This window comes from Metabacillus sp. KJ11-3 (genome assembly GCF_055808295.1).
Genome location: NZ_CM147865.1, coordinates 747,423 through 759,981, shown reverse-complemented (window position 1 = coordinate 759,981; position 12,559 = coordinate 747,423). Strand labels below are relative to the sequence as shown.

The window sequence follows — 12,559 nt, the reverse complement described above, 5'->3', positions numbered from 1 at the left end:
CATATAACCTAAACCTATTATTGTGATATTTTTTTTAGTTACGTTATAATTTTATCAATCCTTTTAACCTTTAAATGACACACATAACTAAGAAACTACTGAAAGGAAAGTGATTGTCGTGAAAGTTGTTCAAAATATGTCTGAACTTATAGGGGATACCCCCTTAGTAAAATTAAATAAAGTGAGTCCAAAGGGAGGGGCAGCCATTTATTTAAAGCTGGAGTTTTTCAATCCAAGTGGAAGTGTAAAAGATCGGGCTGCTTTCAATATGATTGTAGAAGCTGAACGTAAAGGTTTATTAAAACCTAACTCAACCATTATTGAACCAACCAGCGGCAATACAGGAATTGGAATTGCTATGAACGCTGCAGCACGTGGGTATAAAGCTATACTTGTCATGCCAGATACAATGACTAAGGAGAGAATTAATTTATTAAAAGCTTATGGAGCAGAGGTTGTCTTAACACCCGGTGCTGAAAGAATGCCCGGTTCAATTAAAAGAGCTGAACAGCTAGCAAAGGAAATACCAAATTCTTTTATACCGATGCAATTCGATAACCCTGCTAACCCTGATGCACATAGGCATACAACGGCAAGAGAAATTATAGAAGCAATGGACGAGATTGGAAAGCCGCTTTCAGCATTTGTTGCAACAGCAGGAACCGGTGGAACGATTACAGGCACAGGTGAAGCACTAAAAGAACATTATAAAAATTTAACGGTTCATGTAGTTGAACCAGCAGGATCCCCTGTCCTTTCTGGAGGAAAGCCCGGAAACCATAAATTAGTTGGGACAAGCCCCGGGTTTATCCCTCCTATTTTAAATCAACAGGTTTATGATGAGATATTTAAAATTGAAGATAAACAAGCATACGATATCACTAGAAGACTGGCAAGTGAGGAAGGATTATTAGTCGGTCCATCATCAGGTGCAGCTTGCTTCGCAGCGATTGAGGTTGCCAAGCGCTTAACTCCTGAGGATGTTGTTGTTTGTATTACATGTGATACAGGCGAACGTTATTTGTCTAGTGATGTGTTTGTTTAATTAAATTCACAAGAAAAAGATGATCGTAAAATCATCTTTTTTCTTTCTCTTATTTTGCTAATTCATAAATAGCTTGAGCATAAATCGCTGTTGCTTTTAAAAGATCTTCAATTTCAATGTATTCATCCTTTTGATGGGCGACATCCGGTCGTCCCGGGAATAAAGGTCCAAAAGCAACTCCTGCCTCTAATGACCTTGCATATGTTCCCCCGCCTATGGCAATTAATTCAGCATGATCACCTGTTTGCTCTTCATATACTTTTTGGAGAGCTTGAATGAGTGGATGATTTTTCTCAACATGATGAGGCTTAGAATCATCAAATGATTGCAGCTCAAAACCATTTATCTGTAACATTTTTTCTTTAATGTTTTCAGAATCTCCTGTCACCGGATAACGAATATTAATTCCGATTTGTCCAAGTCTTTCTTCCTGATAAGAGATGATTCCAACATTTAACGTTAGTTCCCCACTAATCTCATCTTTAAACGCTATGTTTAGTTTGTTTCCTCGAGTGTCACCTTCAAATTTATTCACAATCGTGTTCACAAAATGATGTGCATTTTGATCAAGTTCCAACTTATGTAAAAATACTGCTAATATAATTCCTGCGTTTTTCCCATTATTCGGTTCCATTGCATGAGCAGAAACACCCTCAACTGAAAGTTTTAATGAGTCACCCTCAAGATGATGTTGCCCTTTCACTTCATTGTCTCTTAAAAATTCGGCAAATAACGTTTCAACCTTTGCCAGATTCTCTTCCCCTTTTAATACCGCTTCCGCATAATCAGGAACCATATTATATCTTCTTCCGGACTGAAAAGATTCAAGAGTTAATTCCGTTCGCTGTTCTTTTTCAACTTGTTGTTGTTTTATTGTTAAGTCAATAATACCCTTTTCAGCGTGGATTATAGGGAAATCTGCATCAGGGGCAAATCCAAGTTCAGGCATTTTTTCATGTTTAAAATAATGATCAACACAACGCCATTCACTTTCTTCATCTGTCCCAATAATCATACGGACATTCTTCGTTAATGGTAAGTTAAGTTCTCTCACTATTTTCATTGCATAAAAGGCTGCTATTGTCGGTCCTTTATCATCCATTGCTCCTCTTGCAAAAATTTTACCGTCACGGATTTCTGCCTGATATGGATCACTTGTCCATCCATCACCTTCAGGTACTACATCTACATGACATAATATCCCGACAATTTCTTCTGAAGTACCTGATAATTCAATATGACCAGCATATCCATCCACATTCTTCACTGTGAACCCTGATGCTTCCCCAAGTTCGAGCAAATGCAAAAAAGCTTCGTTAATTCCATCACCAAATGGAGCTTCTGCTGATTTTGATTCTTCTTCAAGTACGCTTTTTATTCTCAGAAATGCTTGTGTATCTTTTATGAGATCATCTTTTCTTTGTTCTACTTCTTTCTTCCAATCCATTTGTAAACCTCCTGCAAATGATATAAATGTTCTACTAACATACTAACATGTGTGTGCGCTCCTAAGTGAACAAAACCAACTTATCAGTAGTTTCTATCTATTTTCACTTAAATATCATAGAAATGCAAAAAGAAGAGAAAACTATTGCAATATAGACAAAAAACGAATAATATATAAGATGTTTTGAAAAATGTTCGTAAAACGGAGGTACATATGTTTAAGTTATCAGAAAACAAAACGAACGCACGAACTGAGATTATTGCAGGAATTACCACTTTTTTAACAATGGTTTATATTGTTGTTGTCAACCCAATTGTATTGGCAGACGCCGGAGTTCCTTTTGACCAAGTCTTTACAGCAACAATTATTGCAACGATTGTCGGAACTTTATGGATGGCCCTATCTGCAAACTATCCCATCGCTATTGCTCCCGGAATGGGATTAAATGCATACTTTGCTTATTCTGTCGTAGGTGCTAATGAAAACATTACATACATGACTGCATTTTCAGCTGTTTTTGTGGCAGGTATTATCTTTGTCATCTTGTCTTTAACGCCTTTTCGTAAAAAACTGATTGAAGCAATCCCTAATAATTTAAAACATGGTATTACAGCTGGTATCGGTCTTTTTATTGCCTTTATCGGACTGCGCTTAACTGGTATTGTTACATCAGATCCTAACAATTTAGTTGCATTAGGAGACCTACACTCACCATCCGTTGTTTTAGCTTTAATCGGACTTGCTGTTACATTAGTATTGATGAGTTTAAATGTTCATGGAGCATTGTTTATTGGTATGGTCATCACTGCAGTCATTGCTTTCTTCACCGGCCAGCTTTCCTTTGAGCAAGGCTTTGTATCATTCCCTAGCTTACCGGAAGGACTTATTGTCACAAATCCTTTTACAGCTTTAACAGATGTGATCTCACATGGTTTATATGCTGTTGTTTTTTCTTTCTTACTCGTAACAATATTTGATACGACAGGCACAATGATTGGGGTGGCACAACAAGCCGGTTTAATGAAGGGGAATGAACTTCCTCGTGCAAGAACCGCTCTTTTAGCTGATTCTGCTGCCACTACAGTTGGAGCTATGTTCGGAACAAGCCCTACTAGCGCATATATTGAATCATCTTCAGGAGTTGCAGCCGGAGGTCGTACTGGTTTAACAACCTTAACAGTATCCGTCTTGTTTGGACTTACCCTTTTCTTTAGCCCTTTAATTGGAGCTGTGTCGAATCTTTCAGCTATTACAGCCCCTGCTTTAATCATTGTTGGGAGCTTAATGATGGGAGCAATCTCAGAAATCAATTGGAAAGAGCTTGATGAAGCATTTCCTGCATTCCTGGTCGTATTAAGCATGCCGCTGACTTCCAGTATTGCAACTGGTATTGCACTTGGATTCATTTCATATCCTTTAATGAAAATAGCTAAAGGAAAATGGAAAGAAGTTCATATATTTGTCTATATCTTTGCAGTTTTATTTTTTATCCAACTCGCTTTTATTGGGGGACATTAAAAAGTTAGAAAAACACGACTTACCGCCAAGAGTGGCGGAAGTTAATGTCATTTCTTATACTTTAATCCTTTAATACAGTTAACTTTCTTAAAGTATAAAAATAGGGCCAGATCGATTTTCCGATCTGGCCCTTTCCTTTTTAGAAAAATCACTGTTTTGTTAAAATAAATGGTCCTTCTTTCGTAATCGCAATTGTATGCTCATATTGGGCAGAGAGTTTTCCATCTCTTGTTCTGGCAGTCCAGCCGTTACTGTCCATTTTGGATTCCCATGCACCGATGTTTACCATTGGTTCTATTGTTATAACCATGCCTTCTTTAAGCCTTTGCCCTTTATTAGCGTCTCCATAGTGGAGGATCGTTGGCGGTTCGTGAATGGTTCTGCCAATTCCATGACCGGTAAAATCTCTTACAACCGAAAAACCTTCTGCTTCAACAAACGATTGAATCGCATGTCCTATATCACCAAGGCGATTTCCTACAACGGATTGTTCGATCCCTTTACTCAAAGCTTCTTCTGTTACTTGCAATAGCCTCTTTGCCTCAGACGATATGTCGCCAACTGCATATGACCATGCAGAGTCTGCAAGTGCACCATTGAGGTTAACGACCATATCAATGGTCACAATATCTCCGCTCTTTAAAGGAGTTTTTCTCGGAAAGCCATGACATATTTCATCGTTAATGGACGCACATGTTGCATATTCATAACCTTTGTATCCTTTTTGCTCTGGAGTTGCTCCATGCTTTTTCAGGTAGTTTTCAACAAAAGCATCGATTTCCAACGTTGTTATACCCGGCTTAATCAACTTAGCAATTTCTTTGTGACAATCTGCTAATAGTTGACCAGCTTTGTGCATTAGTTCAATTTCACGTTTACTCTTTAAAATAATCAATACATTTTCCCTCCGATAGTTCCATTCCTTACATTGTATACAAATATATGATATTTAGTATGTAAACAAATAAACTTTTTGTCTATAGATTATAGCCTAGCACACCTTTATGACAATTACGAAGAAAGAGACTAGAAAAACATAATGGAAATGGTGGTAGATAAACATGTTACAAGAAACACAACAACCAGAGCGGGATAGACGAATCGATTTTCACATTTTTTCTTAGCTTTAAACATATAATCTTCTTTTCCATAATCAATTGACAGGTATGGATTTTGTTTTACTAATTCTTGAAATAATATTCCAATCCACATACTAAAGAAAAAGTAAAATGCGATAAACACCAGCCATTTAAACCATATAGGCACAGCAAAAATAATAACTGTGGTAACAGAGAGAAGTTGCAGATAACGAAATATATTCGATTTATCACGTAGGAAAGCTTTTATAAAAAGCTCAGTAACGCCATTTTCCGGTGAACGCTCCTGAAGTATTCTAGTAGAGTTTCTCCATAATACCCATGAACGTTTCTTCTGTTTCTTTACTTTTGGCATATAAACTTCAGGGTTAATAGCAAAAAATAAGGAGATAAACTTAACCTTAATTTGCTGTTCTTTCTCAACATCAGCATAGAAAGTTCCTAGTTGGGATTGATAGATTTTCACTTGCCAAAAGGCATATATAATAAAAAAGAATACAATAATGGTGATTGACCATTTTAACGGGTTGAATATAGTAAAATAGACCAATACAGAAATCAAGCTAAAAACGATGCAATGAATAAGAATTCTTTTCAATAATCCATAACGATAAATGATTTGCTTATACGTTGTAAGAAACACATTTAAACTTATAAAGAATATGACGTATAAATAAAAGTGTACTGCGTCTAGCTCCGGAAAATGATTAAGTAAAGGATATAGCCATATAGAGATCAATATCCATTTTCCTATAATCAAGCCCCACGAATAGACCACACCGATATATCTTATTGTATAAATCATTTTAGGAAACTGAAGAAGAGCAAGTTGATCTGCCTCTTCCATAAACGTCCGGATTCCCCCTTGCCAGCTAAAGAGAAAACAAAGCAGAAAAAATAGCTCGTATGGAAAAGGAGAAAGCCAACTCGGCATGGAAATCCACCAGGATTTATAGGCAATCCCGGTTAGTATGAATGCCGGAATGAATAGATATACAATGACGGTCCAGTCGAAAACAGACCGTAGAATATTTAATTGATAAAACCCATCCCGCTTTGCACGTAACCACCATATCTTGACACCGCTCATCTTAAAGACCTTCTTCGATTAGATAAAAGCAATCTAATAATGATCCATTCTCTAAACCTGTCTTTTCTCTTATATCATCTAATGTCCCTCTAGCAACAATTTCCCCTTCTGACACTAGCAAAAAACGATCACAAATTTTTTCAGCAGTATCAAGTACATGTGTACACATTAATACACCTGCACCTCGTTTTCTTTCTTCCTCTATAATCATTAAAAACCTCTTAATCGCACTGGGATCAAGGCCTATAAAAGGTTCATCTACAATATAAAAATCAGGCCTTAGAATCAATGCTTGGATGATCATCACTTTCTGCTGCATCCCTTTAGAAAAAGTAGCCGGCATATCATGTTTTACCTTTTCCATCTTAAATGTTTTCAAATATGTATGAGCACGTTCATTTAATACGTTATCAGCTATTTTATTGATAGAAGCGATTAAATCAAGATGTTCCCATAATGTCAAATGATCATAAAAAATCGGTTTTTCCGGTATATAAGCATATACGCATTGATCTTGTTTTGTTACTGTCCCTTTTACATAGTCCATAACACCTAGTAATGTCTTAATGGTTGTACTCTTTCCAGCACCATTTGGTCCAATTAGTCCAATCATTTCACCTTTGTTCAGGATAAATTCAACGTCTTTTATCACCGGTGCCTTTTCATCATAACCAGCTTCTTCAATCTTCACAGTTAAGATACTCATCTGCTTTTCCTCCTTTATTTTTATACGGAAATAACATAAAAAGGATTCAAAAAACTTGAAGTTTTTTCATTTTATTGTCATACTATTCAGAACAATAATCATATAGATTTAGTGTGTTAAGTACGCGCGTGCAGGATTTTTAACATATTAATATGTAAATATTGTGTAAATTGAATCTTTTCTATGGATTATTTCTGTCGAAATCGTGTAAAATATTGTTGTAACGTTTAACCGCAAAAACTAAATATGTATGAAGTGACATCTGAAGTTGCAGTCATCGAAAGGTTGTAGTAGGCATTGCCAGTGCGATCAAACGATAAGGAGTGGTTTTTTGAAACCTTCAACAAACCGTATGCTAACCAGAATTAAATCAGTCTACATGTTTATAAGTGAGCGGGGAACTGTGACGACACAGCAACTCGTTGATGAATTTGGAATTACTCCCAGAACAATACAGCGGGACTTAAATGTGTTAGCATATAACGATTTGGTTCACAGCCCAACAAGAGGTAAATGGGCCACTACAAAGAAAAAGGTTAAGATGTCTTCTTAAATTTTAGTGCGAAAATTAGATCCCTATACATATAAAGGAACCTTTCTGTTAAAAGGTTCCTCTTTTTTTGTCGTTTAGGAAATGATAAAATTCTTGAACTGTGGACAAGCGCTTAAACACCCAACGCTTGCACTTTTATTCCTAACTATAATTCTATAGGTTTGGCCTCTCTCAGTATCTGAACCTCTTCCTCAGTTAGCTCTCTATATTCACCTGTTTTTAGTTCTTCTTCATCCAGAACAATTGGCCCCATCGAAATTCTTTTAAGATACGTAACTTTTTTCCCTACTGATTCAAACATTCTTTTTACTTGATGGAATTTCCCTTCTGTGATTGTCACATGGATGGTGGATTGATTTCCTGACGATATAATCTCAAGATTAGCCGGCTTCGTTACATATCCGTCATCTAATTCTACGCCCTTTTTAAATGCAGCGATATCATCATTTGTTACTTCACCAAGAATTACAGCGTAATAGGTTTTCGGTACATGCTTTTTCGGTGAAAGAAGTTGATGAGAGAGTTGGCCATCATTCGTTAATAACAGTAGTCCTTCTGTATCTTTATCAAGTCGGCCGACTGGAAATGGTTGAAGCACAGCATCCTCCATTTCTAGTAGGTCAATGACTGTTTCTTGGTATTCATCTTCTGTTGCTGATAAATAGCCTGCAGGTTTATTCATGAGCAAGTAAACAAACTCTTTGTACTCAACTACCTCTTCATTTACCATAACCTCTTGTTGATCAGGGTCAACATGTGTTTTTGGGTCTTTTACAGGCTGTCCATCTATTTTTACGACTCCTTTTTTGAGTAATTGCTTTACTTCTTTTCGACTCCCAAAGCCTATGTTAGATAATAGTTTGTCAATTCTCATGTTTTAAACTCCTTTTTGATTTAGGCTGTGTTTACTAATACTATGTTGTTTATAGACAGTTAAACAAAGAACAATGACGTTCCATTACGCTCCACAATCTGTTTAAATTTTACAAATATACCCTTTATTTAAAAAGACTCGGTTATACCGAGTCTCTTCTCCAAACCTTGTTGATTCTAATTGTATTCCATTAATAATCTAGGTTTTTCCCTTTACACGTACTTGCCTTCTATGGAGTTATCTATTCAACAGATCTCCTTTTTGGTAAGAAACGATTAAGTCGGTTTCCCATTATTTTTTCCAGGAGGTGTGAACGGTATGCTAAGTATATGTAAATGGTTCCTCCAATTGCTACTGAAACACACGCTACAATTACTGCATTCGTTCTTCCATCTGTATAGTTGATAAAAATGCCTAATATAGATTGCATAACCGAAACAGCTAACCCCATAAACATACATAACATAGAGATCAGAACCGTTCTTTTTACTAATAGCCTAAATGAATATCCTGAATGGCGTTTTATCATCGCAAACCCGTAAATTAATGAAACTAAATATCCTGCAGCAGTTGCCAGGATCGAACCTACACCTTCGTAAAGCTCGATTAATGTTGTATTTAATGCTAACTTCACAATAATTCCAATAACTAAACTAATGACAGCAAGTTTTTGTTTATTTAATCCTTGCAGAATCGCAGCATTAACTGTAAAAAGTGAAAACAGCAATGCTACTGGTGCGTACCACATTAAGATTTGCTTCCCAATTTCTTCCGAAGTACCTGCATAAAATACATTATAAGCGGGTCCTGCTAAGATAGAAAGGCCTACAACCGCAGGTAATACAAGCAGCATAATTAATTGCAAAGTTTGATCAATTTGCTTATGCAGAAGCGCACGGTTATTATTTGTAAAAGACTCTGTAATCGTTGGAATTAACGTTAATCCAAAAGCGGTAGCCAATGAAACAGGTATCATGACAAGTTTTGGTACATACAAAAGTAGTACAGAATACATATCCATTGTGTATGATTGGTCATTTCCGACATGTAGCATCGCCCTATTAAACGTAACGGTATCAATATAATTATAAATCGGGATGGCCAGGCCTACAAAAACAAACGGACCTGCATATCTAAATACCTCTCTAAACATTTTCCCTAAAGGCATAGATACAGTCTCCACCACATTTTCTTTCATGGCTAAAAGTGTATGTTTGCGACGGATCCAATAAATAAACAGAACGATTAATCCACCAATAGCGCCAACAAAAGCTGCAAAAGTTGCATAGCCAACCGCTAAAACAAGTCCGCCATTTAACACATTCATTATTAAGTATGTCGAAGCTAAAAGAAACACGATCCTAACTAATTGCTCCACAACCTGTGATACAGCTGTTGGCCCCATTGACTGATGTCCTTGAAAGAATCCTCTAATTAAACTCATTAAAGGAACAACAATAAGAGCGATACTTACCATTCGAATCACAAGTGTTGCATCGTCAACTGTGATTCCGTTAAGCTCGTTTTCAGCGAGAGACATGATTGCAAATTGAGGTGCAAGCATATACAAAATGGCAAAAGCAATAAACCCTGTTGCAAGCATGACGAAAATACCCGCTTTGAACATTCTCCTGCTTGTTTCATAGTCACCAACCGCATTATATTTCGATACAAATTTGGAAACAGCTGCTGGAAATCCTGCTGTCGCTATACTAAGGAAGATTGTGTACTGGGCATACCCAGTTTGAAATAATCCCCCACCATTTGTCCCGACCATCGCCGCAAATGGAATTAAATAAATCATTCCCAATATTCTTGATATATAGGTTCCTAATGTTAAGACAAAGGTACCTCTTAATAATTTATTTGACATATTTTCTTATTCACCATTCTTCTCTATGAAGATTCAACTTTTCTATTTTACCATAAACCTTCTTGTATACCACATCATTGTATGGTTTCATAACTTCTACATAAAAAGTAACGTATCTTGTTTTTACTTTCTAGAGCTTTAGCTATAATATTAAAGCAGACGAAGAAATAAAGGTGTGAAAAATTAATGACATATGATGTAGTCGTAATCGGCGGAGGTCCTTCAGGTTTGATGGCTGCAATTGCAGCCGGCGAAAAAAAGGCAAAGGTTCTCCTCATTGATAAAGGAAACAAATTAGGTAGAAAATTAGCCATCTCGGGAGGTGGCCGTTGTAATGTGACAAACCGGCTACCTATTGATGAAATCATCAAGCACATACCAGGTAATGGGCGCTTCCTCTATAGTGCATTCTCTGAATTTAGTAATGAGGACATTATTTCATTCTTTGAAAACTTAGGGATTCAATTAAAAGAAGAAGATCACGGTCGTATGTTTCCTGTCACAGACAAGGCCCAATCAGTCGTTGATGCCTTAATTAGTGAATTAAAACGACTAAATGTCGAAGTGAGAACAAACGAACCAGTAAGGGATGTTCATTATCATGAAAATCAAGTACAAAGTGTTGAATTAATTAGCGGTGAAACCATTTTAACTAAATCTATTGTGCTTGCTGTTGGCGGTAAAAGTGTGCCACACACCGGAAGCACAGGTGACGGGTACGCTTGGGCGGAAAAAGCAGGACATACGATTACGGAGCTGTTTCCAACAGAGGTTCCTATTACTTCAAATGAACCATTTATCCAAGAGAAAATACTGCAAGGACTTTCTCTCCGTAATGTTGCATTAAGTGTGCTAAATCCAAAGGAAAAAGCGATCATCACTCATAAAATGGACATGATTTTTACCCATTTCGGTATATCAGGTCCTGCTGTCCTTAGATGTAGTCAATATGTTGTAAAGGCGATGAAAAAATACAAAACAAATGCAATTACTGTCAGCATTGATGCTTTACCTGACACAAATGAAGAGCAGCTGTTTCAATCAATTGTAAAAGATTTGAAATCGGATGCTAAAAAAGCAATCAAAAATGTTCTTAAAGGATTATTACCTGAGCGATATTTATTATTTTTATTGGAAAGAAATGAGATAGATCCACTCATTACTTATGATAATCTTTCAAATGAAAAACTTCGCTTATTTGTGAAAGATTGCAAACAATTTCAATTTCAGGTTCATGGGACATTGTCAATTGAAAAAGCATTTGTAACCGGGGGCGGTGTATCCGTTAAGGAAATCCATCCAAAAGAAATGGCCTCAAAATTAATAAATGGCTTATATTTCTGTGGAGAAATTCTGGATATACACGGATATACAGGTGGTTATAATATTACATCTGCTCTTGTAACAGGTCGTCTGGCCGGAACAAATGCAGCTGTACACGCTATTTCCATCAGATATTAAATTTGATTGTCTTTGACTTTTCTTTTTCAAAAACTAGGTATACACAAGGATGAAGCCTAATATAGTGTAGGTAACTAGTATTTTCAAAAGGATGTGACAACATATGTTAAAGGTTGCATTATTTGATGAAGAACATGAAAAAGACTTAGAAGAAGAAATCAATGAATTTTTAGAGGAGCTTGAGGAAAATCAAATAAGAGATATTAAATACAATATTGCTTTTTCAACTGATGAAGACGGTGAGCAAATTTATTGTTACTCAGCCCTCATTATTTATCATGAAAAAAATAAACGTGCTCGTCTTTTGGACAAGCACGTTTATTTTTGAACTTAAAGCTCACTCTTTGGCTTTGTTTTACCTTTATAATCAAGCATTCCGCCTACCATGTTCACAACATCATAACCTTTATCCTGTAAATAAGCACATACATTTGCACTGCGGCCACCAGAACGGCAAATGAAAATCGTTTCTTTGTCCTTATCAAGTGCATCCAGCTGCTCCGGAATGTCATTCATACGGATATGGCGTGCTTGTGGAATCATTCCAGCTTCTACTTCATCATCTTCACGAACATCAATTAATTCAATGTTCTCACCATTTTCTAACTTGCGTTGCACTTCTTCAGCTGTTATTTCTTTCATTTCGTACATCTTGTACACCCTTTCAGATTTAATAGTTGCATTATATCAAAGTGAGGGGTGGTGGTGCTAGTTTTGGGAAGCTGCTACGAAATATGTTCTCTATATATTGGAGATAGTGTACTCTCACCTTCTGATTCAACCACATTTTCTTGTTTTTCAACCAACTTTTATTTTAATTCGATCACTTTGCTGTATGATTACGGTAACTTTTCGATTTTTTCGACCAACTCCTTACTCTCAACACCTGATTCAA

General features: G+C 36.5%; 12 protein-coding genes. 5 read left to right on the top strand and 7 right to left on the bottom strand.

Annotation, left to right across the window (positions count from 1 at the left end):
• The first annotated feature begins 118 nt into the window (after positions 1 to 118).
• Entirely contained in the window at positions 119 to 1,045 is a 927-nt protein-coding gene (gene cysK / locus AC0L8O_RS03935; protein WP_026561327.1) for a cysteine synthase A, read from the top strand.
• A gap of 49 nt (positions 1,046 to 1,094) precedes the next feature.
• Here cysK and pepV read toward each other — a convergent pair whose 3' ends face one another.
• Positions 1,095 to 2,492, bottom strand: a complete 1,398-nt coding sequence (gene pepV, locus AC0L8O_RS03930; protein WP_473446676.1) for a dipeptidase PepV — start codon at positions 2,490 to 2,492, stop codon at positions 1,095 to 1,097.
• A 213-nt stretch (positions 2,493 to 2,705) separates the two neighbouring features.
• Here pepV and AC0L8O_RS03925 point away from each other — a divergent pair, with 213 nt between their 5' ends.
• Positions 2,706 to 4,010, top strand: a complete 1,305-nt coding sequence (locus AC0L8O_RS03925; protein ID WP_473446675.1) for an NCS2 family permease — start codon at positions 2,706 to 2,708, stop codon at positions 4,008 to 4,010.
• A 148-nt stretch (positions 4,011 to 4,158) separates the two neighbouring features.
• On the opposite strand, the gene map is transcribed toward AC0L8O_RS03925, so the two are convergent.
• From map to AC0L8O_RS03910, 3 genes are all read right to left on the bottom strand, one after another.
• On the bottom strand, positions 4,159 to 4,905 hold the full coding sequence (gene map, locus AC0L8O_RS03920) for a type I methionyl aminopeptidase (RefSeq protein WP_473446674.1): 747 nt from the start codon (positions 4,903 to 4,905) through the stop codon (positions 4,159 to 4,161).
• 131 nt (positions 4,906 to 5,036) lie between these two features.
• Positions 5,037 to 6,197 (bottom strand): ABC transporter permease, encoded by a 1,161-nt coding sequence (locus AC0L8O_RS03915; protein ID WP_473446673.1) that lies wholly within the window; start codon positions 6,195 to 6,197, stop codon positions 5,037 to 5,039.
• Position 6,198: 1 nt separating this feature from the next.
• Positions 6,199 to 6,903, bottom strand: a complete 705-nt coding sequence (locus tag AC0L8O_RS03910; protein WP_473446672.1) for an ABC transporter ATP-binding protein — start codon at positions 6,901 to 6,903, stop codon at positions 6,199 to 6,201.
• 331 nt (positions 6,904 to 7,234) lie between these two features.
• Between AC0L8O_RS03910 and AC0L8O_RS03905 the strand changes: the two genes are divergently transcribed.
• A complete protein-coding gene (locus AC0L8O_RS03905) occupies positions 7,235 to 7,456 on the top strand; it encodes a DeoR family transcriptional regulator (protein WP_026561321.1) in 222 nt (73 codons plus the stop codon).
• 145 nt (positions 7,457 to 7,601) lie between these two features.
• Here AC0L8O_RS03905 and AC0L8O_RS03900 read toward each other — a convergent pair whose 3' ends face one another.
• The gene (locus tag AC0L8O_RS03900; protein WP_251684820.1) at positions 7,602 to 8,330 is read right to left on the bottom strand and encodes a pseudouridine synthase; all 729 of its coding nucleotides are present in this window, start codon (positions 8,328 to 8,330) and stop codon (positions 7,602 to 7,604) included.
• A 241-nt stretch (positions 8,331 to 8,571) separates the two neighbouring features.
• Positions 8,572 to 10,203 (bottom strand): putative polysaccharide biosynthesis protein, encoded by a 1,632-nt coding sequence (locus AC0L8O_RS03895; RefSeq protein WP_473446670.1) that lies wholly within the window; start codon positions 10,201 to 10,203, stop codon positions 8,572 to 8,574.
• A gap of 186 nt (positions 10,204 to 10,389) precedes the next feature.
• On the opposite strand from AC0L8O_RS03895, the gene AC0L8O_RS03890 reads away from it, so the two are divergent.
• Both AC0L8O_RS03890 and AC0L8O_RS03885 read left to right on the top strand, forming a co-directional pair.
• Positions 10,390 to 11,664 carry a BaiN/RdsA family NAD(P)/FAD-dependent oxidoreductase gene (locus AC0L8O_RS03890; RefSeq protein WP_473446669.1) on the top strand — a complete coding sequence of 425 codons (1,275 nt, stop codon included), beginning with the start codon at positions 10,390 to 10,392 and terminating at the stop codon, positions 11,662 to 11,664.
• Positions 11,665 to 11,767: 103 nt separating this feature from the next.
• Entirely contained in the window at positions 11,768 to 11,992 is a 225-nt protein-coding gene (locus AC0L8O_RS03885) for a sporulation protein Cse60 (RefSeq protein ID WP_473446667.1), read from the top strand.
• Between the two features lie 2 nt (positions 11,993 to 11,994).
• On the opposite strand, the gene AC0L8O_RS03880 is transcribed toward AC0L8O_RS03885, so the two are convergent.
• Positions 11,995 to 12,315 carry a rhodanese-like domain-containing protein gene (locus AC0L8O_RS03880; protein WP_026561316.1) on the bottom strand — a complete coding sequence of 107 codons (321 nt, stop codon included), beginning with the start codon at positions 12,313 to 12,315 and terminating at the stop codon, positions 11,995 to 11,997.
• Positions 12,316 to 12,559: the final 244 nt, after the last annotated feature.